Annotated in this window: 25 protein-coding genes; 1 reads left to right on the top strand and 24 read right to left on the bottom strand. The window is 65.0% G+C overall.

The window, feature by feature from the left end:
- Positions 1–26 precede the first annotated feature (26 nt).
- The 9 genes from AC066S_RS06700 to AC066S_RS06660 form a co-directional block, all read right to left on the bottom strand.
- Complete coding sequence (locus tag AC066S_RS06700; RefSeq protein ID WP_478269242.1) at positions 27–1340, bottom strand: ABC transporter substrate-binding protein; 1314 nt, start codon at positions 1338–1340, stop codon at positions 27–29.
- Positions 1341–1635: 295 nt separating this feature from the next.
- Positions 1636–2586 (bottom strand): sugar-binding transcriptional regulator, encoded by a 951-nt coding sequence (locus AC066S_RS06695; protein WP_126256013.1) that lies wholly within the window; start codon positions 2584–2586, stop codon positions 1636–1638.
- Positions 2587–2593: 7 nt separating this feature from the next.
- Positions 2594–3256, bottom strand: a complete 663-nt coding sequence (locus tag AC066S_RS06690) for an HAD family hydrolase (RefSeq protein ID WP_478269241.1) — start codon at positions 3254–3256, stop codon at positions 2594–2596.
- Between the two features lie 68 nt (positions 3257–3324).
- Complete coding sequence (locus AC066S_RS06685; RefSeq protein WP_478269240.1) at positions 3325–5244, bottom strand: nitric oxide reductase activation protein NorD; 1920 nt, start codon at positions 5242–5244, stop codon at positions 3325–3327.
- Between the two features lie 10 nt (positions 5245–5254).
- A complete protein-coding gene (locus tag AC066S_RS06680; protein WP_126256016.1) occupies positions 5255–6067 on the bottom strand; it encodes a CbbQ/NirQ/NorQ/GpvN family protein in 813 nt (270 codons plus the stop codon).
- A 62-nt stretch (positions 6068–6129) separates the two neighbouring features.
- Complete coding sequence (locus AC066S_RS06675; RefSeq protein WP_126256017.1) at positions 6130–7476, bottom strand: cbb3-type cytochrome c oxidase subunit I; 1347 nt, start codon at positions 7474–7476, stop codon at positions 6130–6132.
- A gap of 34 nt (positions 7477–7510) precedes the next feature.
- The gene (locus tag AC066S_RS06670; protein WP_126256018.1) at positions 7511–7963 is read right to left on the bottom strand and encodes a c-type cytochrome; all 453 of its coding nucleotides are present in this window, start codon (positions 7961–7963) and stop codon (positions 7511–7513) included.
- 95 nt (positions 7964–8058) lie between these two features.
- Positions 8059–8322 carry a cytochrome C oxidase subunit IV family protein gene (locus tag AC066S_RS06665; RefSeq protein WP_478269239.1) on the bottom strand — a complete coding sequence of 88 codons (264 nt, stop codon included), beginning with the start codon at positions 8320–8322 and terminating at the stop codon, positions 8059–8061.
- Positions 8322–8897, bottom strand: coding sequence for a cytochrome c oxidase subunit 3 (locus AC066S_RS06660; protein ID WP_478269238.1), 576 nt, complete (start codon positions 8895–8897; stop codon positions 8322–8324). Before AC066S_RS06660 ends, AC066S_RS06665 begins: the two co-directional genes overlap by 1 nt.
- 174 nt (positions 8898–9071) lie before the next feature.
- On the opposite strand from AC066S_RS06660, the gene AC066S_RS06655 reads away from it, so the two are divergent.
- Positions 9072–9239: a hypothetical protein gene (locus AC066S_RS06655; protein WP_167767349.1), complete on the top strand. Its 168-nt coding sequence runs from the start codon at positions 9072–9074 to the stop codon at positions 9237–9239.
- Positions 9240–9382: 143 nt separating this feature from the next.
- On the opposite strand, the gene mmsB is transcribed toward AC066S_RS06655, so the two are convergent.
- The 15 genes from mmsB to AC066S_RS06580 form a co-directional block, all read right to left on the bottom strand.
- Positions 9383–10573 (bottom strand): multiple monosaccharide ABC transporter permease, encoded by a 1191-nt coding sequence (gene mmsB / locus AC066S_RS06650; RefSeq protein ID WP_126256022.1) that lies wholly within the window; start codon positions 10571–10573, stop codon positions 9383–9385.
- Entirely contained in the window at positions 10570–12147 is a 1578-nt protein-coding gene (gene mmsA, locus AC066S_RS06645; protein WP_126256023.1) for a multiple monosaccharide ABC transporter ATP-binding protein, read from the bottom strand. The genes mmsB and mmsA overlap by 4 nt, the downstream gene beginning before the upstream one ends.
- Before the next feature lie 186 nt (positions 12148–12333).
- On the bottom strand, positions 12334–13407 hold the full coding sequence (gene chvE, locus AC066S_RS06640; protein ID WP_126256024.1) for a multiple monosaccharide ABC transporter substrate-binding protein: 1074 nt from the start codon (positions 13405–13407) through the stop codon (positions 12334–12336).
- A gap of 73 nt (positions 13408–13480) precedes the next feature.
- Positions 13481–14359, bottom strand: a complete 879-nt coding sequence (locus AC066S_RS06635) for an SMP-30/gluconolactonase/LRE family protein (protein WP_478269330.1) — start codon at positions 14357–14359, stop codon at positions 13481–13483.
- Positions 14359–15435: an aldose epimerase family protein gene (locus AC066S_RS06630; protein ID WP_478269237.1), complete on the bottom strand. Its 1077-nt coding sequence runs from the start codon at positions 15433–15435 to the stop codon at positions 14359–14361. Before AC066S_RS06630 ends, AC066S_RS06635 begins: the two co-directional genes overlap by 1 nt.
- A 2-nt stretch (positions 15436–15437) precedes the next feature.
- The gene (locus AC066S_RS06625) at positions 15438–16364 is read right to left on the bottom strand and encodes a Gfo/Idh/MocA family protein (RefSeq protein ID WP_478269236.1); all 927 of its coding nucleotides are present in this window, start codon (positions 16362–16364) and stop codon (positions 15438–15440) included.
- Positions 16361–17137, bottom strand: a complete 777-nt coding sequence (locus AC066S_RS06620; RefSeq protein ID WP_135168237.1) for a FadR/GntR family transcriptional regulator — start codon at positions 17135–17137, stop codon at positions 16361–16363. Before AC066S_RS06620 ends, AC066S_RS06625 begins: the two co-directional genes overlap by 4 nt.
- Entirely contained in the window at positions 17134–18114 is a 981-nt protein-coding gene (gene yjfF, locus AC066S_RS06615) for a galactofuranose ABC transporter, permease protein YjfF (RefSeq protein ID WP_478269235.1), read from the bottom strand. The genes AC066S_RS06620 and yjfF overlap by 4 nt, the downstream gene beginning before the upstream one ends.
- Entirely contained in the window at positions 18111–19103 is a 993-nt protein-coding gene (locus AC066S_RS06610) for an ABC transporter permease (protein WP_135168235.1), read from the bottom strand. The genes yjfF and AC066S_RS06610 overlap by 4 nt, the downstream gene beginning before the upstream one ends.
- Positions 19100–20644 carry a sugar ABC transporter ATP-binding protein gene (locus AC066S_RS06605; protein ID WP_164718429.1) on the bottom strand — a complete coding sequence of 515 codons (1545 nt, stop codon included), beginning with the start codon at positions 20642–20644 and terminating at the stop codon, positions 19100–19102. Before AC066S_RS06605 ends, AC066S_RS06610 begins: the two co-directional genes overlap by 4 nt.
- 115 nt (positions 20645–20759) lie before the next feature.
- The gene (ytfQ, locus tag AC066S_RS06600) at positions 20760–21725 is read right to left on the bottom strand and encodes a galactofuranose ABC transporter, galactofuranose-binding protein YtfQ (RefSeq protein ID WP_126256032.1); all 966 of its coding nucleotides are present in this window, start codon (positions 21723–21725) and stop codon (positions 20760–20762) included.
- A 374-nt stretch (positions 21726–22099) separates the two neighbouring features.
- Positions 22100–23272: a fumarylacetoacetate hydrolase family protein gene (locus tag AC066S_RS06595; RefSeq protein ID WP_478269234.1), complete on the bottom strand. Its 1173-nt coding sequence runs from the start codon at positions 23270–23272 to the stop codon at positions 22100–22102.
- Between the two features lie 111 nt (positions 23273–23383).
- The gene (locus AC066S_RS06590) at positions 23384–24361 is read right to left on the bottom strand and encodes a HEAT repeat domain-containing protein (RefSeq protein WP_478269233.1); all 978 of its coding nucleotides are present in this window, start codon (positions 24359–24361) and stop codon (positions 23384–23386) included.
- Between the two features lie 2 nt (positions 24362–24363).
- Complete coding sequence (locus AC066S_RS06585; protein WP_007593252.1) at positions 24364–24597, bottom strand: 4Fe-4S dicluster domain-containing protein; 234 nt, start codon at positions 24595–24597, stop codon at positions 24364–24366.
- Between the two features lie 31 nt (positions 24598–24628).
- The gene (locus tag AC066S_RS06580) at positions 24629–26371 is read right to left on the bottom strand and encodes a fumarate reductase/succinate dehydrogenase flavoprotein subunit (RefSeq protein WP_478269232.1); all 1743 of its coding nucleotides are present in this window, start codon (positions 26369–26371) and stop codon (positions 24629–24631) included.
- Between the last annotated feature and the right edge of the window lie 15 nt (positions 26372–26386).

Genomic DNA, 26386 nt, shown 5'->3' with positions numbered 1-26386 from the left:
CTGAGCTCAGGAGGTCGAGCTCGGGTTCACTTGATGTAGCCGGCGCGCTTCATCTCGCGCTCGGTTGCCGATTGTGCCGCCGTCAGCGCGGCATCGACCGTCATCGAGCCGGCAAGCGCGGCCGAGAATTGCTGGCCGACCTGGGTGCCGATGCCCTGGAATTCGGGAATCGCGGCGTATTGCACGCCGACGTAAGGCACCGGCTTCACCGTCGGCTTGTTCGGATCGGCCGCGTCGATCGAGGCCAGCGTCAGCTTGGCGAACGGGGCGACCTTCAGATAGTCGGGATTCTGGTACAGCGAGGTACGCGTGCCCGGCGGCACGTTGGCCCAGCCGTCCTTCGAGGCGACGAGCTTGGTGTAGTCCTTGCTGGTTGCCCAGGCGATGAACTTCTCGGCAGCCTCGGTCTTCTTGGAGCCGGCGGGGATCGCGAGATTCCAGGCCCACAGCCAGTTGGCGTTCTTGCCAAGGCCGGTGTTGGGCGCCAGCGCGAAACCGACCTTGTCGGAGACCTTGGACTCCTTCGGGTTGGTGACGAAGGATGCCGCGACCGTGGCGTCAATCCACATCGCGCACTTGCCGGCGTTGAACAGCGCCAGATTCTCGTTGAAGCCGTTGGAGCTCGCGCCGGGCGGGCCGGCTTCCTTCATGAGATTGACGTAGGTCGTCAGCGTCGTCTTCCATTCCGGCGTGTTGAACTGCGGCTGCCACTTCTCGTCGAACCAGCGCGCACCGTAGGAATTGGCCATGGCCGAGAGGAACGCCATGTTCTCGCCCCAGCCGGCCTTGCCGCGGAGGCAAATGCCGTAGGTGCCGGCACCCTTGTCGGTGATCTTCTTGGCGGCATCGACCACGAAATCCCAGGTCGGCTTTTCCGGCATCTTCAGGCCGGCCTTCTCGAACAGATCGGTGCGGTACATCACCATCGAGCTTTCGCCGTAGAACGGCGCGGCGTAGAGCTTGCCGTCGACGGAGACCGCGTCCTTGATCTTGGGCAGGAGGTCGGCGACGTCGTAATCGCTCCCGAGATTGGCGAGCGGCACCAGCCAGCCCTTCTTGGCCCAGATCGGCACCTCATAGGTGCCGATGGTGAGCACGTCGAATTGACCGCCCTTGGTGGCGATGTCGGTGGTGACGCGCTGGCGCAGCACATTCTCCTCCAGCGTCACCCACTTCACCGTGATGTCGGGGTTCTTCTTGGTGAACTCACTCGTCAGCCCCTGCATGCGGATCATGTCGCCGTTGTTGACGGTGGCGATCGTCAGGGTCGTTTCGGCCATCGCGGGAACGGCCAGCAAAAGTGCAGATGCGCCGCAGACGGCGCCCAGGATGTGTTTCACGGTGACCTCCCCTCAATCGCGTTTGAGCATATACCCACGCGTTGGGCGTATGTTCAACTCAAGGAAGGAGCCTTGTCAAGCAGGCGCGCGGGCGTTTGCGCAACTTATGAGTGCTGCGGTGCGGGAGGGGTGGCAGGTGTTAGTGGCAGGTGTTGCCTCACCCACACTGTCATGCGCCGCGAAGCGGGGCACCCAGTACTCCGTGTCGTCAGTTGGTTTGCCCCAAGCGGGGCCGCGGCGTACTGGATCATCCGCTTTCGCGGATGATGACAGCGGAGCAAGTGGCGAGACCGCCCTACCGCTCCAGAATCGCCCTTGCGGTGGTCTCGTCGGTGATGAGGCCGTTAATCAGCCCCCCGTTCAACGCCGCGGCGATCGCGGTTACCTTCGCCGCCCCCACCGCGGCACCGATCGTCGTGGCCTTCGCCGGCACTTCCGGCGGAATGCTGGTGAGGCGCTTGTTGGTGCCGGCCTTGAGCAGACGTCCCCTGGAATCATAGGCCCAGCCGGTGATCTCGCCGATGGCGCCCAGCCGCATCATCTCGAACAATTCGTCGCGGGTGACGAAGCCGTCGATGTGAACCTGCGCCTTCTGGTCCATCTGGCCGATGCCGACGAGGCGCAAATCCGCCTTGGCCGCGACCGCCTTCACCTTGGCGATCGGCTCGATGCGGACCATCTTGTTGCGCTCGTCCTCCGACGACATCAGGAACGGCAGCGGCATCGGATAGTGCCGCGCCCCCGTGCGGTCGGCGAGCCGGCCGACGGTGTCGTAGAAGCTCGCCGAACCGTCGGCGGAGATGTTGCCGACCAGCGAGACGATCTGGTGATTGGGCCGGTCGATCGGCGTGACGCGCTCGACCGCGGCGCGCACGGCACGGCCGGTGCCGAGCGCCACGATCACGGGCGTCTCCGAACGCAGCGTCGCGTCGAGCAGATTGGCACAGCGCTCCGCGATGCCTGCGGTGGCCTGGGGAGCAGCAGGATCGGCCGGTACCACCTCGCAATGGACGAGGTCGAACCGCTGCTTCAGCCGCGCCGCAAGCTCCATGCAGGCGGCGATGGGATGTTCGAGCCGGAAGGTGATGAGGCGCTCGGCAAGGCACAGCGAGACCAGCCGCTGCGCCGAGGCCCGCGAGACCTGGAGCATCTTTGCGATCTCGTCCTGGGTGTGACCGGCGATGAAATAGAGCCAGCCGGCGCGCGCGGCATCGTCGAGTCGCGACTTGTCGTTGTCGGCGGCCATGCGGGCCTCACGCCTCCCAGAAATCGCTCATGCGCGCGAAGACCCGGTCGGCCCCCGCGCCGGACAATATAGCCTGCCCGTCACGGCCGCGGTAATGGCTGCCGCCGACAAATCCCCAGACCGTCATGCCGGCCGCCTTGCCCGCCGCGACTCCGCTGACGCTGTCCTCGATCACCAGCGTGCGCGCAGCCTGCACCCCCATCTTCTCCGCCGCGAGCAGAAAGAGGTCCGGCGCCGGCTTGCCATGCCTGACCATTTGCGCGGTGTAGATCCGCTCGCCGAAATGCGCCCGCAGGCTGGTCACGTCGAGAGCGAGCGCGACGCGATCGAAATCGCTGGACGAGGCCACGCAAAACGGCACGGACAAGTCGGATATCACGCCGGCAATGTCGGGAATCGGCTGAAGACAGGCTGCGAACGTCGACAGCACCTGCGACTTCAGGCGCGGCAGAAAGCTCTCCGGCACGATCCGGCCGAGACCACGATAATGCTGCTCGATCGCCTTGGTGCTGCGGCCGAGAAAGAGCTCGAGCGCCTGCTGCTGGCTGAGCGCGATGTCGAACTCGGCCAGCACCTCGGACAGGCACCGGCAGCTCAGCAGCTCGCTGTCGACGAGCACGCCGTCGCAATCGAAGATGATCAGTTCAGGTCTCGGCCGGCCCTGCTCCATCCGGCCATTCGATCATATACCCATTAGGTGAGCAATAGCTCAAGCAGCGAGGCGCTGGCGGTTCCTTGTCAATGCGCGACCTGCCGATAGATCGCCGGCAGCGCCGCGGGCAGCCGCTTGATGTTGCCGACGATGGCGTAGCCGCCGCGGCCGAACAGCGTCGGGAAGTAGGATTGCGCGGTCGCGTCCACCGTGACGCCAAAGGCGGCGATGCCAAGCCGGCGCGCCTCTTGCACCGACTTGCGGGTGTCCTCGACCGCGAAGCGACCTTCGTAATGATCGACGTCGTTCGGCTTGCCGTCGGTGAGGACGATCAGCAGCTTCTTGCGCTGCGGCTGGCGGGCGAGCTCGGCCGCGGCGTGGCGCACCGCCGTGCCGATCCGCGTGTAATAGCCTGGTTTCAACGCGCCGATCCGACGCTCCACCGCCGCGCTCATCGGCTCCCCGAAGGCCTTGACCGTCTCGAGCCGCACCCAGGAGCGCCGGCGCGACGTGAAGGTCAGGATGTTGTGGTGATCGCCGCAGGCCGAAATCCCGTGGGCAAGTACCAGCAGCGCCTCCTTCTCGACGTCGAGCACGCGGTAGCCGTCGACCCAGGCATCCGTGGAGAGCGAGACATCGACGAGCAGCGTGACGGCGAGATCGTGCCCTTGCTGGCGCATTGCGACATGGATGCGATCGAGGCCGCTGCCGCCGCTGCCGGCGCGCAGGTCGCATTGCGCCCGCACCAGCGCGTCGAGATCGAGGTCGTGTCCGTCGGCCTGGGCGCGCATCAATTCGTGGCGCGGCCGCAGCACCTCGAAGCGGCGCCGCACCTGGCGGATGTGCCGGCGCATGGCGTCGTCAGGCGTCCAGCTCTCACCTTGCTCGGAGGCTGCGCCTGCGAGCACGCGGCAATGATCCGGCAGATAGGAGCCGCTGCGATAGTCCCATTCGGGATAGGCGAGGTCCGCATTCAGCTTCGAGGCATCGAGGGCTTCCGGCGGCAGGTCGAGATCGAACTTGAACCGGCTCGCCGGCTTGCCGGTGCGGCGGCTGAGCGTGATCTCCTCGAGATCGTCGGCGGCTTTCTGCGCATCCTCGTCCTCGCTGTCGTCGGCGGGACGGTCGACATTGACCATCTCGGCCATCGCCAGGATCTTCTCGAAGCGGTTGAGCACGAAAGGATCGCGGCGGTCGGCGTTGTCCTCGCGCTCGCGAACGGCAAAGCGTTTGCGATCGTTCTCGGCGGCGGCTTCCGCGCCCGGTGCGCACTCGTCCTCGCCGGCATGTGCGGGCGAGAGCTCGCGCATCCAGCAATCCCCCCAGAGCGGGCACGGCAGGATCGAACGATAGCCCGGCGGCGCCTTGTCCGGCAGCGGGCCGGTGCCCATCATCGCCGGCCACAGCTTGCCGGCAGGCGCCTTGCCGGCTCCGAGCAGGGCCAGCACGATCTTCTCGACCTCCTGCTCGATGCGCGGGAGGGGACGACGAGGCCGGGCCGCGGCAGTTGCTGCGGTGAGCGTCGCGTAATCGCCTGCAAGCCCGGGAAATTGCGTGAGCACAAAGACCGCCGTCTCGCTTGCCCGGCGCAACAGCAGTATATCCCGCCGCAGCGGATCGACCTCCGTGATCGTGTCGATCGGCGCGGCTGCAAACCACGCCGCAAGCCAGCGATAGAGCGCCGCGTTCAAGGCGCGGTCGGGAAAGATCGAGATGCGATCGGGAAGGAAGATGGTCGCAGCGTCGCGGCCCGGCTGCTCGAGCCGCTCGTCTCCGAGGCCGATGCGCTGCCGCCAGCCGAGACGGTGCCCCGATTTTCGCGCGCCCGCGCTTGCAATCTGCACCCCCGTCTCACCGCCGAGGGCCCGGAACATCACCGCCAGCCGCCCCCTCACCTCGGTCAGTGCGACGGCGTGATCATCGTGAGCCGGATAGCTTGCGGTGCCGCCGACCATCCTGTGCCAGGCGCGGCCGACCGTCTCCTCCAGTTCGAGGAAGTCGAGCATCGGTGCGGCCTCACCCGATGACGGCGCGTGCGACGTCCAGCAGCGCCGCCTTGACGTCGGCGTCGTCGGTGAGCGGCTCGATCATGCCGGCCAGCACGGCATCGCCGATCGAGGTGCCCGCGGCGATCAGGGTCGCGCAATAGACCACGAGCCGGGTCGAGACGCCCTCCTCCAGATCGTGTCCCCTGAGCGCACGCAGCCGACCAGCCAGCCCCACCAGCGGCCGCACGCGCTCCGGCGACAGCCCGCTTTCAGCGGACACGACGCCGATCTCCTGCTCCGGCGGCAGGAAATCGAATTCGATGGCCACGAAGCGCTGCCGCGTCGAGGGTTTCAGCGCCTTCAGCAGCGTCTGGTAGCCGGGATTATAGGAGACGACGAGCATGAAGCTGCGCGGCGCCACCAGCTCCTCGCCGGTACGTTCCAGCGGCAAGATGCGGCGATCGTCGGTCAGAGGGTGCAGCACGACGGTGACGTCCTTGCGGGCCTCCACGACCTCGTCGAGATAGCAGATGCCGCCTTCGCGCACGGCGCGCGTCAGTGGACCATCGGTCCACACGGTGTCGCCGCCCCTGAGCAAATGGCGGCCGGTGAGATCGGCGGCGGTCAGATCGTCATGACAGGCGACGGTGTGAAGCGGCAGCCCCAGCCGCGCCGCCATGTGCGCGACGAAGCGGGTCTTGCCGCAGCCGGTCGGCCCCTTGAGCAGCACAGGAAGTTGATGGCGCCAGGCGTGTTCGAACAGCGCGCATTCGTTGCCGCTCGCGACATAGGCCGGCAACCCGGGTCCAGGTGCCGCCACGGCGAGAAGTGCTGCGTTCATGATCTTCCTCCGGAATTCACAAAGAGACGGCGGCCGCGAAGAACCGCGGCCGCCTTTTGCGTTTACTCAGCCGGCTGCAGCGCGGCGGGAATGACCGCCTGCTTCTCGCGGCTCGGCACCAGCACGGCCCAGACGAACATCAGCGCGGAGATCGCAACGAACACACCGGAGCCGAGACGGACCCAGTAGAACATCGCGAGCTGATCCTGCACGTCCATGTAGCCCTGGCCGAGCACGCGCTGGAGATGGACCTGGACCACGCCGGCGAAGGTCAGCGCGAAGGTCATCACCATCATGGCCGTGCACATGATCCAGAAGCTCGTCATGGACAGCCACTGGTTATAGGGCGCACGTCCCTTCAGCTGCGGGATCGCATAGGCCATCACCGACAGGTTCAGCATCACATAGGCGCCGAAGAAGGCGAGATGGCCGTGCGCGGCGGTGACCTGCGTACCGTGGGTGTAGTAGTTCACCGAGGACAGCGTGTGCAGGAAGCCCCACACGCCGGCGCCGAGGAACGCCATCACCGAGCATCCGACCGACCACAACAACGCGGCACGGTTCGGATGCTTGCGGCCGGCCTTCCAGGTCATCTGCACCGTGAAGATCACCATGGTGAAGAACGGCGCAACCTCCAGCGTGGAGAACAGCGAACCGATCCACTGCCAGTAGCCGGGCGCGCCGATCCAGTAGAAGTGGTGGCCGGTGCCGAGGATGCCCGAGAACAGGGCAAGGCCGATAATCACGTAGAGCCATTTCTCGACGACCTCACGATCGATGCCGTTGAGCTTGATCATGAGATAAGCGAGCACGGAGGCCATGATCAGCTCCCAGACGCCTTCGACCCAGAGATGGACGACGTACCACCAGTACATCTTGTCGACGGCAAGGTTCGCCGGGTTGTAGAAGGCGAACAGGAAGAAGATCGCGACGCCCCACAGGCCAAACAGCAGGATGTTGGTGATCGTGGTCTTGCGGCCCTTCAGCGCCGTCATCGTGACGTTGAACAGGAACATCAGGCAGACGACGACGATGCCGACCTTGATGATGAAGGGCTGTTCGAGGAACTCGCGGCCCTCGTGATAGTGGAAGAGATAGCCGACCACGGCGACGCCGGCGGCACCGAAGAACATCCAGAACTGGATCTTCGCCAGCAGCGGGCTATAGAGCTCGGTCTCGGTCTCTTCCGGGAGAAGGAAGTAGGTCGCGCCCATGAAGCCGATCAGCGACCATACGATCAGCGCGTTGGTGTGGATCATCCTGACGATGTTGAACGGCAGGAGCGTCGACAGCGTGTTGGGCAGGACGTAGATGGTTCCTGCGACCAGGCCGAACAGGACCTGGGCCAGGAACAGGGTCAGCGCGCCGTAGAAATACAGCATCGCGACTTTCTGGGTTTGATATTTCATCTCGGGTTCTCTCTGTCTTGAAAGAGGAATGCGCTCAGCCGGCCTTGTTCGGCGGCCATTCCTGCCGCTTGATCTTGCCGGTCCATTGCAGGAAGTCGGCGAGATCATCGAGCTCCTGGTTGGTGAGGTTGAACTGCGGCATCTGCCGCCGGCCCGGCGCACCGGAGGGCTGCGACTGCATCCAGGCTTTCAGCGTCTCGCGCGCTGCGGCCGGATCCTCGTTGCCGCCCCAGCGATCCCAGACGTTGCCGACCTCAGGCGCGAAATAGGCGCCCTCGCCGAGCAGCGTGTGGCAGTTGATGCAGGAGTTCTTCTCCCAGACATGCTTGCCGCGGGCGACCGACGACGTCAGCGTCGTTGCGTCCGTGGACGTCGTGACCATGTAATAGTGGCTGTGCGCCGTCAGCCCGATGAAAATGGCGAAGAAAAAGGCCGAGCCGCCGTAGAAGACATTTCGAGCGGCCGACTTGGTCAGGCGTTCAGCCATTGCCAATCCTTTCCGGTTGATTCCAGTCGAGGTGCGATGCTGCGATTTATTGCCGCTCCGACCGGCCGGTTCTTTGTCAGGGCGCAATGAGCGCGTCAGATCAGGGCGACCACGGCCGACACGGACCAGGCAAACAGCAGGACGATGACGAGCCAGGCGCTCACGAGGCCGCGCCAGAGCGCCGGCGCGGCGCGAAGATCGAGGAAATCGAGCACGATCCGGCGGCCCTTGAGCGCGACGAAGGCCAGCAGCAGGGCGTTGCCGAGCAGCGGTCGCGTGACAATTGATGGAACCAGAACGGTTGCGAGCGCGAGGCCGATCAGCACGATCCAGGTGATGTCGAGACGATCCGGAATCATCAGCGCACGAGATATAGAATCGGAAATATGACGATCCAAAGCAGATCGACCATGTGCCAGAACGCGGTTCCGGTCTCGACGCTTGCCGGCCGGGCACCCCGGGAAACGACGGCCAGGATCACGATGCCGAGGCCGACATGCAGAAGATGGAATCCGGTGAGGAGGAAGTACAACGTGAAGAACGGGCTGGTCTCCAGGCCGTTTCCTGACGCGATCTCGCCGGCATATTCGAGCAGCTTGATCGCGATGAAGAGCGCGCCGAGCGCCATGGCGCCGAACAGCCAGCCGCGCGCACATCCCCTTGCGCCCGCCCGTGCTGCAGCCGTCGCCCGTGCGGCAGTCCAGCCACTGGTCACAAGCACGATGGTGTTGAGTCCCGCCAGATGCGCATCAAGCGTGGCCTGACCGGCCGCGAAGACCGCCGGGTGAAGCGCACGAGCGACGACGAACGCACCGAGGAACAGGCCGAAGGCGGCGAGTTCGCTGAAGATGAGCACCCACATCATGGGATCGCCGGGAAGATCTTCCAGGATTCCCCAGCCGGTGCCTTGTTGTTCGAAGTCCGTAGCCGACATCTGCCTTCCGCATCAAGTCGTCGGACAGATATCTCACCTGCGCGATTCCGACTTTGTCGCCGGACAAAGAGTGCGACCGGCCAGAGGCGCGTTTGCGCTGCCGCAACGTTCCGCCCGCCCTGCCGTCATAGGGTGGATATCATCCGGCGGTTCCGCGAAACGGCGAGCGAAAAGATGAGCGATGCACAAATCGGGCTGATGACCGCGACCCCCATCATCATCGTGTTCGCCCTCGCGCTCCGGCGAATGGGGGTCTTGTCGACCGTGGCAACGGTGTCGGCGGTGAGCCTTTCCGTCGCGATCGCGGCGGTGCTGTTCACGACGCAATCACCGCTGCCGTAATAAGGTAGGGCCGTAGGGTGGGTTAGCCGAAGGCGTAACCCACCTTATTTCCGCGCACGCGGGACGAAGTTGGTGGGTTACGCAGAGCAAACGCGCTTCGCGCATCTGCTCCGCTAACCCACCCTACGACAGCGCCGTTGCGGCTACCGCCGCTGGTTATACACGTCGATACACACCGCCCCGAGCAGCACCAGGCCCTTGATGACCTGCTGATAGTCGATGCCGATGCCGAGGATGGACATGCCGTTGTTCATCACGCCCATGATCATGGCGCCGACCACGGCGCCGCCGACCCGACCCACGCCGCCATAAGCTGAAGCGCCGCCGATGAAGCAGGCAGCGATGACGTCGAGCTCGAAGCCGAGCCCGGCCTTCGGAGTCGCGGTGTTGAGGCGCGCGGCGAAGACAAGGCCCGCGAGTGCGGCGAGCACGCCCATGTTGACGAAGGTGAAGAAGGTCAGGCGCTCGGTCTTGATGCCCGACAGCTTCGCCGCCTTCGCATTGCCGCCGACTGCATAGACCTGCCGACCGATCACGGTGCGACGGGTGACGAAGCCGTAGAGCGCGATCAACGCGGTCATGATCACCAGCACGTTCGGCAGGCCGCGATGCGAAGCGATCAGATAGGTGAAATAGAGCACGGCGCAGGCCAGCAGGACGCTCTTCCCCAGGAAGAACGCATAAGGCTCGACCTCGATGCCATGCAACTGCTCGCGCGACCGCCCCTTTGCGCTGGCATAGACGAGGCCGAGCGCGAGCACGGCGCCGATCAGCATGGAGGTCGGATGCAGCGTGCCGGCCTCGGGCAGAAGCTCCGGAATGAAGCCGGACGACAGCTTCTGGAAGGTTGCCGGGAACGGGCCGAGTGACTGGCCCTGCAGCACCGCGAGCGCGAGCCCCTTGAACACCAGCATGCCCGCCAGCGTGACGATGAAGGACGGAATGCCGAAATAGGCCACCCAGTAGCCCTGCGCCGCACCGATCGCCGCCCCCAGCAGCAGGCAGGCGATGAAGGCGAGCGTGTAGTCGACCTTGTAGGTCACCATCAGCACAGCGGCGACCGCGCCGACGAAGCCGGCGACCGAGCCGACCGAGAGGTCGATATGGCCGGTGACGATCACCAGAAGCATGCCCAGCGCCATGATGACGATGTAGCTGTTCTGAAGCACCAGATTGGTCAGGTTGAGCGGCTGCAGCAGCGTGCCGCCGGTCATCACCTGGAAAAACAACATGATCGCGATCAACGACATCAGCATGCCGTAGTTGCGCAGATTGTTCTTGATGAAGCTGCCGTGCCGGCGCTCCTCGGGCAGCGATACCGTCTTGTCGGTCATGGCTGCATTCCTCCCATTTCCGCGGCCGCAGGTGCGGCGTTCCCAATGTTTCGTTCGTTGCGCATGATGGCGCGCATGATCTTCTCTTGCGTCGCGTCCGCGCCCTTGAACTCGCCAACGAAGGCGCCCTCATTCATGACGCAGATGCGGTCGCAGATGCCGAGCAGCTCGGGCATTTCCGAGGATATCACCACGACGCCGCGGCCGGCTTCCGCCAGCTCGTTGATGATACAGTAAATCTCGTATTTGGCACCGACGTCGATGCCCCGCGTGGGCTCGTCCAGGATCAGGACTTTTGGGTCGGTCATCAGCCATTTCGACAGCACCACCTTCTGCTGGTTGCCGCCGGAGAGCTGACCGGTCTCCTGGTAGACGTCGGAGCAGCGGATGCGCATGCGGGTGCGATAGTCGCTGGCGACCTTCAGCTCGGCGATGTCGTCGATCACCCGGCCGGGCGCGACCTGGTCGAGGCTGGCGAGCGTGATGTTCTTGCGGACGTCGTCGGCCAGGATCAGGCCGAGCTGCTTGCGGTCCTCGGTGACATAGGCAAGGCCGGCGTCGATCGCCGCCGCGACGCTCGGCAGCACGATCTCCCGCCCCTCCAGCCGGATGGTGCCGCTGATATTGGTCCCCCAGGAGCGGCCGAACAGGCTCATGGCAAATTCGGTGCGTCCGGCGCCCATCAATCCGGCAATGCCGACGACCTCGCCGCGCCTGACGCCGAAATTGACATTCTTGATCACCTGCCGCTCGGGATGGATCGGGTGATAGACCGACCAGTTGGCGACGTCGAGCACGGGCTCGCCGATCTTGGCGCTACGCTCCGGGAAACGGTGCGCCATATCGCGATTGACCATGCTGCGGATGATGCGGTCTTCCTGGATCGGCTCGGCATGGCAATCGATGCTGTCGACGGTACGGCCGTCGCGCAGCACGGTGATGTGGTCGGCAACCTTGGCGACCTCGTTGAGCTTGTGCGAGATCAGGATCGAGCCGATGCCCTGCTCGCGGAAGGTCATCAGGCGTTCAAGCAGCGCGGCGCTGTCGGCCTCGTTCAGGCTGGCGGTCGGCTCGTCCAGGATCAGCATCCGCACCCGCTTGGACAGCGCCTTCGCGATTTCGACCAGTTGCTGCTTGCCGACGCCAAGATCGGTGATCAGCGTATCCGGAGATTCCTTCAGGCCGACCTGCGCCAGCAACTCCTGCGTGCGCCGGTACACCTCGTCGCGGTCGATCACGCCGAGCTTCGAGGGCGGATGCGACAGGAAGATGTTTTCCGCGATCGACATCAGCGGGATCAGCGCCAGCTCCTGGTGGATAATGATGATGCCGAGCGCCTCGGAATCGTTGATGTCGCGGAAGCGCCGCTCCTCGCCTTCGAAGACGATGGTGCCCTCGTAGCTGCCGTGCGGGTAGACCCCGCTCAGCACCTTCATCAGCGTCGACTTGCCGGCGCCGTTCTCACCGACGAGCGCGTGGATCTGCCCGGCGTGAACCGAGAAGTTGACGTCGCGCAGCGCCTGCACACCGGCAAAGCTCTTGCTGACGTTGCGCATCTCCAGCATGGCGGTCATGTGATCATACTCCTGAACGTCTCCGCGTCGTCATGGCCGGGCTTGTCTCGGCCATCCACGTGCAGCCGCCTGCGACGAAGGCGTGGATGCCCGGGACAAGCCCGGCCATGACGAGTTTGTGGACGCGCTTTTCGTCCCTCATCGAGAGTCCCCCTCTCCCCGCACGCGGGGAGAGGGAGAAGAAAGTTACTGGAACTGCGCCTTCTTGTAGTAGCCGCTGTCGACCAGGACCTTCTCCCAATTGTCCTTGTAGACCACGACCGGCTTGAGCAGGTAGGACGGCACGGTCTTGACGCCGTTCTCGTAGGTCTTGGTGTCGTTGACCGTGACCTGCTTGCCGGCGAGCGCGGCGTCGACCATGTCGGCGGTCACCTTGGCGAGGTCGCGGGTGTCCTTGAAGATGGTCGAATATTGGTCGCCGCGCAGCATCGCCTTGATCGAGGGCACCTCGGCGTCCTGCCCCGAAATGATCGGCATCGGCTGACCGGCGCTGCCATAGCCGACGCCCTTCAGTGACGAAATGATGCCGATCGAGATGCCGTCATAGGGCGACAGCACGGCATTGAGCTTCTTGTTGCCGTAGTAGGCGCTGAGCAGATTGTCCATCCGGGCCTGGGCGGTGGCGCCATCCCAACGCAGGGTCGCGACCTTGTCCATGCCCATCTGGCCCGAGGCGACGACGAGCTTGCCGCTGTCGATGTAGGGCTTCAGCACGCTCATCGCGCCGTTGTAGAAGAAGTAGGCATTGTTGTCGTCCGGCGAGCCGCCGAACAGCTCAATGTTGAACGGGCCCTTGCCTTCCTTCAGCCCAAGCCCCTGCTCGATCGATTGCGCCTGCAAGACGCCAACCTGGAAATTGTCGAAGGTCGCGTAATAGTCGACGTTCGGCGTGCCGCGGATCAGGCGGTCATAGGCAATCACGGTGATGCCTTTTGCTTTCGCCTGCTTGAGCACGTCGGACAGCGTCGTGCCGTCGATCGCGGCGATCACGAGCGCCTTCGCGCCCTTGGTCACCATGTTCTCGACTTGCGAGAGCTGGTTCGGAATGTCGTCCTCAGCGTATTGCAGGTCGGTGTTGTAGCCGCGCTCCTTCAGCACCTTGACCATGTTGTTGCCGTCGTCGATCCAGCGCGCCGACGACTTTGTCGGCATGGCGATGCCGACGGTCGCCTTGTCCTGGGCGGCAGCGGGAAGGCTTGTGGCCATCGTCGCAGCGCCCGCCAGCGCCAGTGCGAGGAATGCGGTCTTCAGTTTCAGCATGTTTCACTCCCTTGGGTGTCAGATTGTTTGTTCGTGTCGTCGAGAACGTGGTCGTGGGCTGCTTTCTTGTCTCCTATGCGAGCTTGACGTCGGGCTCCGCGCGACCGCGCGCGGAGGCCTCCAATAGAAAAGTGTAACCGGCTTGCGGATCGGCGGCGCGCGCGGCCGTGTCCATATCCTGCCAGGCGGAAGTGACGAGCAGACGCGACAGGCCGGGGCCGACGAAGGCCGGGCAACTCGCCTGCCGGGCCGGCACGCTGAGCGAGCGCAGGCGTTCACCTTGCGGAGAATAGACGTCAATCCGGCTCGCGCCCCAGCAGGCGTTCCAGATCTGCCCGTCGGCGTCGCACACCGAGCCGTCGAGACCGCCAATGCCGGTATGGCGCAGCAGCACCTCCGGCTCGCCGCGCGGCAGGCCAGTCGTGGGATTGAGCGGCACGGCATAGAGCACGGCGCGCGAAGTGTCGGTGAAATAGCCGGTGGCGCCATCCGGCGAGAAGCAGATCGAATTGGGGATGCTGATGCCGGGAAACAGCGTCGAGATCTTGCCGCGATGGAGCGCGTAGATCGCCCCAGCCTTCGGCTCGGCCTTCTTGCCCATGGTGCCGATCCAGAACGTGCCGGACTGGTGCACACGGCAATCATTGGAGCGCGTGGCGGGATTGTCCGCCTCGAGCGCAAGGAACAGCGTCATGGCGCCATCGGCGAGCTTGCGGATGTAAAGCCCGTCCTCGGCGACGATCAACTGCCGTTCGGCATCGATGCGCCCGAGCGCGCTCGCCATCCGGCCGAGCGCATGGACGCGGATGCTGCCACGGCCAAGTTGCGCCTCGAACAGCCGTCCCTCGCGGATGTCGAACCACCAGGCGGTATCGGTGGTCATGTCATAGGTCGGGCCCTCGCCGAGATGGCAAGGATCGTCCGAGAGAACGGAGGTGGGCACCTGCTCCATCATGGCGTCCTCACGGCAAAGCGATAGACCGTGTGATGGCGATAGACCTGGCCGGGATCGAGGCGCGGACTCGGAAAATCCGGCCGGTTCGGCGCATCAGGCCAAATGTGCGGCTCCAGGCACATGGCATCCGACTGCCGGATGAGCTTGCCGCCCTTCCCCAAAACCGTGCCGTCCAGATAATTGCCGGAATAGACCTGAAGGCCGGGCTGGTCGGTGAACAGCTCCATGATCCGCCCCGAGCGTGGCGCCTCCAGCCTTGCGGCGAGCGCGAGCTTGCCGTCGCGGCCGAGGCAATAGGTGTGATCGTAGCCCCTGCCGTTCTGCAATTGCTGGTCGCCCTGCCGGATGCGCTCGCCGACCGGCCGAGGCTCGCGGAAATCGAACGGCGTGCCGGCAACGCGACGCGGCGGCTCCGGCAACGGAATGGCGGTGGGATCGATCGCGAGGAAATGCTCGGCGGCAACCGTCAAGCGGTGGTCGAGGATGGAGGCACCTGACGTTGCGCCTTCGAGATTGAAGAAGCTGTGGTTGGTCAGGTTGACGATGGTCGGCCGGTCGGTGCGCGCTTCCATACTCAGCGACAGCTCGGAGGGGCCGGTGACGCGATAGGTCAGGCGGACATCGAGCTGGCCGGGATAATGCTCCTCCCCGTGCGGACTCGTATAGGCGAGCGTCACTGCGGGCGCGGCGCCCTCGTCGAGCTCAACGATCTCCCAGAGCTTGCGGTCGAATCCATCGAGACCGCCGTGCAGTGCATTCGGCCCGTTGTTGACGGCAAGCTGCACCGTCTCGCCGTCAAGCGAAAACTGTCCCTTGGCGATGCGGTTGGCGTAGCGGCCGACGGTGGCGCCGAAGAACTTTCGTTCCGCGAGATAGCCGGTGAACGCGTCATGGCCGAGCACGACGTCGTCATGGCCGCCCTTCGCATCGGGCGCGATCAGCGCCTGAAGCACCGCACCATGGGTGATGATTCGCGCTTCGAACCCGCCTGCCCCTCGCAGCACAATGCGCTCGACATCGCGGCCGTCCGGCAGTCTTCCGAAGACGTCTTTTTCGATTGTTGAGCCAGCCATGTCTAATCCACGAACGGTTCGACAATTGTGCGCTTGCCGAGCAGGAAGGCGTCGGCGACGAGACGTAGCGGTGTCAGATCGACGTCGCTTGCGCCGGTCGCCGCGAGCTCGACGAAGCGCCGGTAGAGCCCGCGATATTCCTCATCGGGGGCTTCGGCAAGAACCTTGTCGTCAATGGCCATGCGCGCACCCCCGCTGGACAAGGTCATCCGGCCGCGATCAGTATCGACGACGATATCCCAGCTTTGCGGCCCGGTCTGGCGAAAGTCGAACTCGGCGGTCACAGGCAGGCCGCCAATGTCGGTCAGGGTCAGGTTCGCAGCGATCGGCGCCTGGCGGTTGGCGGGAAAGGCAAGCTCGGCCGCGGTGACGAACACCGGCCTGGGCAGGATTTTGGTCAGGATCGACAACGCGTTGATGCCGGGATCGAACACGCCAAGTCCGCCTGGTTCCCAGATCCAGCTCTGACCGGGATGCCAGACGCGGACATCCTCCTTCCAGCTGATGTGCACCGATTTGATGCGTCGCTCGGCGAGCCATTGTCGCGCGGGCTCGACCGCCGGCGCATGGCGCGAATGCCAGGTCGCAAACAGCGTTCGCTTTGCCTCCGCCGCCAATTCGATCAGCGGATCGAGCTCGACCACGCCGGCGCCCGGCGGTTTCTCCAGCATGACATGCTTGCCGGCAGCGAGCGCCGCGGCCGCCTGCGCGCGCCTCACCTGCGGCGGCGTGCAGAGCGACACGGCGTCGATCGGCGGGCCTTTCTCCAGCAGTTCCTCGATGGTGGCGAAGTGGGGCAGCCCCGGCAGCGAAGCATTGCGGCTGGCAATCGCCGACAGCGTCGCGCCCGGCACCGCGGCAATTGCGCCGACGTGCTGGTCACGCGCGATCTTGCCGAAGCCGACGATGGCGATGCGAAGTTCCGTCACGATCCCTCTCCAGATTCGGCCGATGGCACCGTCTCGGCCGCTGCGGTCTCGATGACCGTATCTTCATGGCGGTGCATGCCGTTGTGAATGACGAAGACCATCGCCTCCGAGGCGGCCTCGGGATCGCCCGCCGCGATCGCATCGACGATGTTCTGGTGCCACAGCAGCACCGTGTCGCGGTCCTCCGGCTCGACCGGGGCGCTGAGCAGGAACGACGTCCTCAGCGCCGCTTCGATGACATGGCCGATCGAGCGCATGAACAGATTGCCGGAGGCGCGCGCCACCCCGACGTGAAGCGCGAGGTCGGCATCGGCAAAGCCGACCGAGTCGGACGCTTCGTGTCGCATCAGCTCCATGCTTTGCCGGAGTTCGGCAAGATCCCGCTCGGACCGCCGCGTTGCCGCCAGCATCGCCGCGCGCGGCTCGACCGCAAGTCGGATCTCGGCGAGATCGTTCAGGAAACGCTTGTCGATGCCGGCGTCCAGATGCCAGGCCAGCACGTCGGCGTCGAACATGTTCCAGGCGCCACGCTCGCGCACGACGGTGCCGACGCGCGCCTTGGTGGTGAGCAGCCCCTTGGCGACGAGGGTCTTCACGCTCTCGCGCAGCACCGGCCGCGACACGCCGAACATCGCAATCATCTCGGCGTCGCCCGGCAGGCGCGTCCCCTCCGCGTAACGTCCGGCGATGATGTCGATGCCGATCGAGCGGGCGACCTCCGCATGGTTGGAGTGGGCCCGCCGCGTCGGGATGATGACGATGCGCGAGGTCATGTGGTGGCTCCTGCGCTCTTCGTCGCCGGCCGGCGCGCGAGCGCGACCAGCCCCTGCTGCAAGGCGATGAAGGCGAACAGCAGGATTCCGGTCGCGATCTTGGTCCACCAGCTCGACAGCGTGCCGTCGAAATTGATGTAGGTCTGGATCAGCCCCTGGATCAGCACGCCGAGGAAGGTGCCGATCACCGAGCCCTGCCCGCCCGTGAGCAGGGTGCCGCCGATCACGACGGCGGCGATGGTGTCGAGCTCGACGCCGACGGCCGAGAGCGAATAGCCGGCGCTGGTGTAGAAGGAGAAGACGATGCCGGCGATGCCCGCCAGCAGGCTCGACAGCATGTAGATCTTCACCGTCATCTTGCCGACGGCAACGCCCATCAGGCTTGCGGTCGCCCGGCTGCCGCCGAGCGCATAGACGTTGGCGCCGAACCGGGTGAGATGCAGCAGCAGGGCGCCGCCGATCACGATCGCGAGCATGATGATCGCAATCGCCGTCAATCGCCCCCCGCCGGGCATCCGCAGCGCGAAATCGGACACGGTGGAATAGACCGGCGCCGTGATCGGCACCGATTCAGTGGAGAGCAGGAAGCTCGCGCCGCGCGCCAGGAACATGCCGGCAAGCGTCACGATGAACGGTGGCAAATCGAAGACGTGGATCACGGCGCCCATCGCCGCACCGAAGGCCGCCGAGAGCACGAGAATGGCGACGAAGGCGACCAGCGGCGGCATGCCCCAGCGCTCGATCGCGAGCGCGACGAACACGGTGGTGAAGCCTATCACCGAGCCGACCGACAGATCGATGCCGCCGGAGATGATGACGAAGGTCATGCCGGTCGCGACGATGCCGAGGAAGGCGTTGTCGGTGAGGAGATTGCCGACGACGCGGGTCGATGCGATGTTGGGAAACTGCACCGCGCAGGCCGCGAAGCCCGCGACCAGCACGATCGCCGTAATGAGGGCAGGCGGCAAGCCTCTCATGCTTTCGTCCTCCGCAGCCGCGTCACCACACCGGCAATGCCGGGCAGCTTCGGCGATTGCAGCAGCAGCACCGCGAGCACCACCACCGCCTTGACCAGCAGGTTGAACTCCGGCGGATAGCCGGACAGCAAAATGCCGGTGTTCATGGTCTGGATGATCAGCGCGCCGAGCACGGCCAGCACGAGGCTGAAACGGCCGCCGAACAGCGAGGTGCCGCCGATCACCACGGCCAGGATCGCATCGAGCTCGAGCCAAAGGCCGGCATTGTTGGCATCCGCTCCCATGATGTCGGCGGCCGCGATCACGCCCGCGAGGGCGGCGCAGACGCCGCACCAGACATAGACCGACAGGATCATCGCACGGGTGCCAACGCCGGCAAGCTCGCTCGCGCGCGCATTTCCGCCCGTCGCCTCGATCAGAAGACCGAGCGCCGAGCCGCGCACCACCGCGCCGGTGAGGATTAGCATGCCCAGGGCGATCACGACCGGGACCGGCAGGCCGAGCACCGAGCCATTCCCGAGCCAGACCAGGTCTGGCGAACTGAAGGTGACGATGCGCCCTTCGGTGATGAGCTGGGCGATGCCGCGCCCTGCCACCATCAGGATCAGCGTCGCCACGATCGGCTGCATGCCCAGCACGGCGACGAGAAATCCGTTCCACAATCCGCAGACGAGCCCGGCACCAAGGGCAGCCGCGAGCACCACCGGCAGGCCGTGTGTGTCGGCAAGGCTCGCCGCGATTGCGCCTGAGATCGCCATCACCGCGCCGACCGACAGATCGATGCCGCGCGTTGCGATCACCAGCACCATGCCCAGCGAGAGCAGCGCCACCGGCGTGCCGCGGTTGAGCACGTCGATCAGGCTACCGAAGAGACGGCCGTCCTGCAGGCGCAGGTCGAAGAATTGCGGCGACACCATGCGGTCGACCGCGAGGATGACGATCAGCGCCAGGATCTGGGCAAGGCCGCGGCGCGGCAGCAGCGCTGTCATGCGTGGGCCTCATGCGCAACCGCAGCGCCATCGGCTGCAATGGCTGCGAGAATGTTGCCGACGTCGATCGCCTCGCCCGCGAGCTCCTCGACATGGGCGCGGTCGCGCAACACGACGACGCGGTCCGAATAGGTCACGATCTCGTCGAGCTCGGAGGAGATCACGAGCAGCGACAAGCCGTCGTCGCAGAGCTCGCGGATCAGGCGGATGATCTCGGCATGCGCCCCGACGTCGATGCCGCGGGTCGGCTCGTCCAGCACGAGGAGCCGCGGCGAGGTCGCAAGCCACCGCGCCAGCAGCACTTTCTGCTGATTGCCCCCGGACAACAGGCCGACGGGACGTTCGGGATCAGCCGGACGGATGTCGAGCATCTTGACATAGCGGCGCGCGATCTCGTCCTGCTCGCGGCGCGACAGCGGCCGATGCAGGCCACGCTTGGCCTGAAGCGCGAGCACGATGTTCTCGCGCACGGTGAGCTCGGCGACGATGCCGTCGGTCTTGCGCTCCTCCGGGCAATAGCCGAAGCCATGACGAACGCCGTCGCGGGGCGACTGCAGCCGGACCGGTGCGCCCTCCACCCTCACCTGCCCGCGATCGGCGCGCTCGGCGCCGAACACGAGCCGCGCCGTCTCGGTGCGGCCCGAGCCGAGCAGGCCGGCAAGGCCAACGACCTCGCCATGGCGCAGCTCGAGATTGAACGGCGCGACATAACCGACCTTGCCGTAACCCTCGAAGCTCGCGCAGACCTCGCGCGCTTGATGTTCACTCGCCGCCGCCCGTTCGCTGGTGGTCTCCGCCAACTCGCGGCCGAGCATCATTCGGATCAGCTCGAGCCGCGGCAGCGAGGCGGTCTCGCGCTCGCCGACCAGGCGGCCATTGCGCAAGACGGTGATGCGGTCGGAGATCTCGTAGACCTGGTCCAGAAAATGGCTGACGAAGACGATGCCGATGCCGCGCTTCGTCAGTTGCCGCATGATGCCGAACAGGATCTCGACCTCGTGACGGTCGAGGCTCGCGGTCGGCTCGTCCAGAATCAGCACCCGCGCGGAGAGATCCACCGCGCGGGCGATCGCGGTGACGTGCTGCACGGCCACCGAATAGCTGCCGAGCGGTGCGGCGACGTCGATGTCAAGACCGAAATCCGCGAGCAGCGCCTTGGCGCGACGCCGCATCTCGCCTTCGCGCACGATGCCGAAGCGCATCGGCTGGCGGTCAAGAAACAGGTTCTGCGCCACGGAGAGGTTCGGCAGCAAATTGACTTCCTGGTAGACGGTGGCGATTCCCGCGGCCACCGCGGCCTTGGCCGAGCGCGGCGCGATGTCTTCACCACCGATTCGGACAACGCCGGCATCGCGCGGGAACACGCCAGTGACGACCTTGATCAGCGTCGACTTGCCGGCACCGTTCTCGCCGAGCAGCGCGTGGATTTCGCCGGCGCGCAGCGTGAAGTCGACCTCCTGCAGCGCGCGCACGGCGCCGAAGCTCTTGCTGATCCCGCGCACCTCCAGGAGAGGAGGAGCAGAATCGGGGCTGTTCTCCATGGCGACGTCACTCCCACCGGCGCCCGCCGACCTTGCGGACACCCAGCCTATTCGTTCGCGCAGCGGTTGCGAAGAGGGGTGCCGGACCGCAAGGCGCGGTCCGGCGAAGCCCGCTTCAGTAACCCAGACCCTTCTTGCTGTCGTAGATCTTCTGCGGATCATCGGCGGCTGTATAGAGCTTGGATTCGGTCTGGATCCACTTCGGCGGAACCGTGCCCTTGTCCTTGAAGGCCGCGACGACATCGAGCGCCGGCCCCGCCATGTTCGGCGTCAGCTCGACCGTGGCGTTGGCTTCGCCGGCGACCATCGCCTTGAAGATGTCGGGCACCGCGTCGATCGAGACGGTGAGGATGTCCTTGCCGGGCTTGAGGCCGGCCTCTTTCATCGCCTGGATCGCGCCGACCATCATGTCGTCGTTGTGCGCATAGACCGCGCAGATCGACTTGCCGCCGCCTTCGGCCTTGATGAAGCTCTCCATCACCTCCTTGCCCTTGGCGCGGGTGAAGTCGCCGGTCTGGCTGCGCACCACCTTCAGGTTCGCGTGCTTGGCGATGGCGGTATCGAACCCCTTCTTGCGGTTGGTCGCGACACTGGCACCGACGGTGCCTTGCAATTCGACGATGTTGCAGGGCTTGCTGCCGACGGTCTTGGCGAGCCAGTCGCCTGCCACTTCGCCTTCATGCACGCTGTCCGAGGTGACGGCGGTGAGATAGAGCTCCTTGCCGGAGGGATCGATGTCGCGGTCGAGCAGCACGACCGGGATCTTGGCCTCCTTGGCTTCCTTCAGCACCGAATCCCACCCCGTCGAGACGACCGGCGCGAGGAAGATCGCATCGACGTTCTGCGCGATGAAGGAGCGGATCGCCTTGATCTGGTTCTCCTGCTTCTGCTGCGCGTCGGCGATCTTGAGATTGACCTGGCGCTTGGCGGCCTCCTGCTTGGAAACCGAAGTTTCGGCTGCGCGCCAGCCGGATTCCGATCCGATCTGCGAGAAACCGATGGTGAGCTGGCCGGCATTGGCGGGCAACGCGAGCAGCAGCGCGGCGGTGGCGCTGGCCGCAAAGAGGGCTTTGAGGATCATCAGGCGTGTCTCCCAAAAGATGTTATCCGGGGCGCCAATTGGTAGCATGGCACCCGCAGGCCGTCCCTTTGAGGCGGCGGAAGGCACTATTTCATGGAAGATCGGTTCCGACTAGTCATATTATTTGACTATTTGGTGGAAAAGCGCGTCAGGGGCAGCGCGCGGCTCTATAACACGCCAAGCGCGACTTTATTACAGTTATGCAACGAGAAGATGAACGCAGTCGTGTGGGGTGGTGGGACAGCCGCCGTCATGGCCGGGCTTGTCCCGGCCATCCACGTCTTGCCGCGCGGCACGAAGAACGTGAATGCCCGGGACGAGCCCGGGCATGACGACTTCCGTAAATTCGCTAGGCGAGCTGGGACTGGAGCGAGCTAGATCAGCTTGCGCTGCGCCAGGTTCTTCATCAGCGCGCCGATGCCGAAGGTCCAGGGCTCGCACTCGTCGCTGGTGCGCATGCGGTTGACGAGCTTGCCGAGCTGGGGCGCGGCGATCGTGACGATGTCGTCGCGCTTGTGGGTGAAGCCCTGCCCCGGCGCATCGCGATCCTTCACGGGCGCGAACATCGTCCCGAGGAACAGCACGAAGCCGTCGGGGTATTGATGGATCTTGCCGATGGTCTGCGCGACGAGGTCGGTCGGGTCGCGGCTGATCTTGCTGATCGAGGAATGGCCGTCGAGAACGAAGCCGTCCGTGCCCTTCACGTTCAGGCTGATGTCGAGCTTGCGCGCATCGTCGAGCGTGAAGGTGTCGTCGAACAGGCGCAGCAAAGGGCCGATCGAACAGGAGGCGTTGTTGTCCTTGGCCTTCGACAGCAGCAGCGCCGAGCGGCCCTCGAAGTCGCGCAGATTGACATCGTTGCCGAGTGCACCGCCGACGATCTTGCCGCGGCTGGAGACGAACAGCACGAGCTCAGGCTCGGGATTGTTCCAGGTTGATTTCGGGTGCAGGCCCGCATCCATGCCGGTGCCGACGGAGGACATGGTCGGGGCTTTGGTGAAGACCTCGGCATCGGGGCCGATGCCGACTTCGAGATACTGGCTCCAGGCGTTCTGATCGATCAGCACCTGCTTCAGGTGCATGGCCTGATCGGAGCCCGGCTTGAGCTTCGACAGATCGTCGCCGATCAGCCGCGTCACCTCCTTGCGGATCGCCTCGGCCGATGCCGGATTGCCCTTGGCGCGCTCCTCAATCACACGCTCCAGCATCGAGATGGCGAAGGTGACGCCGGCCGCCTTCAGGGTCTGGAGATCGACCGGGGCGAGCAACCAAGGCTTCTTCGGATCACGCCCATCGGGTGCCGTGTTGGCCACGATGGCGTCGAGATCGCCGATGCGCTCGCCCTTCGTCGAGCTGAGCGCCTTGGCCGGATCGTCTTCCTCACACAGTGCGCTGACGGTCGGAAATCTTGCCGTGACGTCGAACACGCCATCACCGCGCACGGCAACGACGGCAGGACCGTTCACCTGCGGCAGCCAGACGCGGCCGACCAGCGTCCCTTTCGTTCCATCCTCGGGGAGAAGATCCTTCACCGTCAATGTCGTCATGGCCGCGCCCTCGCTGTTTCTAAGGACCAGCTGCTTTTGCAGCCGCCGATCCCATTGGCGAAGACCAATAAACGTCTGGCGGGGGAAGTCCAGAGCGGCCGCGAACAGCCGCTATGTCCCCGCCCGCGCCTTTCGCGCCGCGATCTGCTGCAGCGCCCAACGCGCATTCTTGCGGACATCGGGATCGGGATCGTCAGCGATCACGGCGAGGAACGCCTCGCCGTCGGGATGGGCGATTTCGCCGAGCGCGGCGGCCGCTTCCTTGCGCAGGTTGGCCTGGTCGTGATTGACGCAGTTGCCGATCGGCCGCACCGCACGTTCGATCTTCATCCTCCCGAGACTGCGGATCGCTTTCAGCCGCACCTGCCAGAACTCGTCCGCGAGGCAAGCGACGAGCTGATCCGCCGCGATCGTGCCATTGACGTTTAGACCCAGCGTCTCCGCGGCCATCTCACGCACCATCCAGTCCGAATCCTTCAGCGCACGGGTGATGGTCTCGGCCGCCGGCTTCATCTGCGAGAACGCCAGCGCGCTCACGGCGGCACGGCGGACATGGGCGTCGGGATCGTTGATCAGCGCGGTCAGCGCGGGGATGGATTCCTCCAGCTTGAGGAAGCCGATCACGCCGATCGCCTGCACGCGCACGGCGGCGTCAGTGTCCTGAAGCGCTTCCAGCGCCGGCTTCAGCGTGTCCTTGCACCGCAATTCCTTGAGCGCACGCAGCGCGCCCATGCGGACGAAGGCGTGGGCGTGCCGGACCAGGGGCAGGATCACGTCTGCGCAGGCAGGATCCTTGAACTCGGCCATGCTGTCGGCCGCGGCCGCCGCGACGATCCTTTCAGGGTCGACAAGCAGCTTGACCAGCGCGCTTGCGGCCTCGGGCCCGTCGAACTCGCCGAGCGCCATCGCCACTTGCTGGCGCACGCCGGCGTCGGGATCGGCCACCATGTTGGCGAGATGCGCGACGGCTGCGGGATCGCCGGAATGGCCGAGCGCGATGATGGCGACGCGGCGTTCGGCGGGATCGGCCGCCTGGAGGCGCTCGTCGGCGTCCTCCAAATCGTCGTAGGATTCGAACGGGCTCGACATGATCACCTCAACAAATAGGGAATGTTGACGGTGACGGCGCCGGTCGGGCAATCTGCCTCGCAGGGCATGCAGTACCAGCACTCATCATAGGCCATGTAGGCCTTGTTGGTCATGTCGCTGATGCGCAAAACGTCGAGCGGGCAGACGTCGACGCAGACGGTGCAGCCCTTGTCCGCAATGCATTTGGCGTCGTCGACGACCACCGGAACCGATGTCTGATAGGACGCGAGAGGCATTTGATGTCTCCTGTTGCTTATGCGCGGTGGATCAGGCGGAGGCGCGGATGCGCTGCTTGTCGTAGAGATCTTTCTCGTCGTCGGCGATCGGCACGACATAGGGCTCGACCGCGCGCTTCGCGCTGGTCATCTTGCCGTCCTGCTTGCTCAGAAGGGTGTGGCAGAACCAGTTCTGGTTGTCCTTCTCCGGAAAGTCGGTGCGCCAGTGATAGAGGCCCCAGCGGCTTTCCTCGCGGTAGAGCGAGGCGTGCGCGGCCATGTCGGCGCAGTCCATGATCGACTGCACTTCGAGCGCGCGGAGCAGCTCGTGCGCGTTGCGCGCGATCATGCGCTCCTGCATGTCCTCCCGCGCCTCGGCGAGGCGGCGCATGCCGAGCTCGTATTTGCGCGTGACTTTCGGCGGCTGGAGATAATCATTGACCAGACGACGGGTCTTGTATTCGACCTGGTTGGGCGGAATGCCGTCCTCGCGCTTCGTCGGCGCCATCACGCGGTCGCGCTCCATCGCGACATCGGCCGCATCAAACTCCGCGAAATCATGGCTGTCGGCGAAATCCATCGCGTCGATGCCCGCGACCGAGCCGTTGGTGAAAGCGCCGAGCATGTAATTGTGCGGCACGCTCGCCATGTCGCCGGCGGCGTAGAGACCGGGCACGGTGGTGCGCGCATTGTCATCGACGAACACGCCGGAGGCACTATGGCCCGAGCAGAAGCCGATCTCGGAAATGTGCATCTCGATCGACTCGCTGCGGTAGTCGACGCCCCGTCCTTGCTGGAACAGCCCGCGCGTCGGCCGCTCCACCTTGTGCAGCGTGGATTCGATCTCCGAGATGGTGTCCGGATGCAGATGCTTGAGCTGAAGGAACACCGGGCCCTTGCCGGACAAGAGCTCGTTGTAGAACTCCAGCATCATCTGGCCCGACCAGTAGTCGCATTCGATGAAGCGCGATCCCTCGTTATTCGCCGTATACGCGCCGAAGGGACCGGCGACATAGGCGCAGGCCGGGCCGTTATAGTCCTTGATCAGCGGATTGATCTGGAAGCATTCGAGGTTCGCGAGCGCGGCGCCGGCATGATAGGCCATGGCGTAGCCGTCGCCGGAATTGGCGGCGTTCTCATAAGTGCCGAACATGTAGCCCGAGGTCGGCAGGCCGAGGCGGCCGGCGGCGCCCATGCAGAGGATTACGGCCTTGGCCTTGATCACCAGCATCTCGGCAGTACGGGTGTTGACGCTCACCGCGCCGGCGATGCGGCCGTCCGACGATTTCAGCAGCCGCGTCGCCATGTAGCGGTTGGAGATCAGGATGCGGGCGCGGCGGAGCTGGCGATAGAGCGCCTTTTTCACGGTCTCACCGTTCGGCATCGGCAGCACATAGGTGCCGATGTGGTGCACCTTCTTGACGGCGTAGTCTCCGTTCTCGTTCTTCAGGAATCGGATGCCGAAGCTGTCGAGCTCCTCGATGATCTTGTAGCAATTCTGGGCGTATTTATAGACCGCCTTCTGGTCGACGATGCCGTCATTGGCGATGGTGATTTCCTTGGTGTACTGCTCCGGCGTCGCATAGCCGGGGATGACGGCGTTGTTCAGCCCGTCCATGCCCATCGAGATCGCGCCGGAGCGCTTGACGTTGGCCTTTTCGAGCAGGACGACGTTGGCCTTCGGGTTCTTCAGCTTCGCCTTCAGCGCCGCCATCGGGCCGGCCGTGCCGCCGCCGATCACCAGCACATCGCAGGAAACCTCCGAAAGTCCGTCGACGATCTGATCTAGTGCCATCACTTGCTCCTGGTT

Source organism: Bradyrhizobium sp. CFUWI (assembly GCF_056429085.1).
Note: the sequence above shows the minus strand (reverse complement) of the source record. Positions and strands in the feature narration are given on the sequence as shown.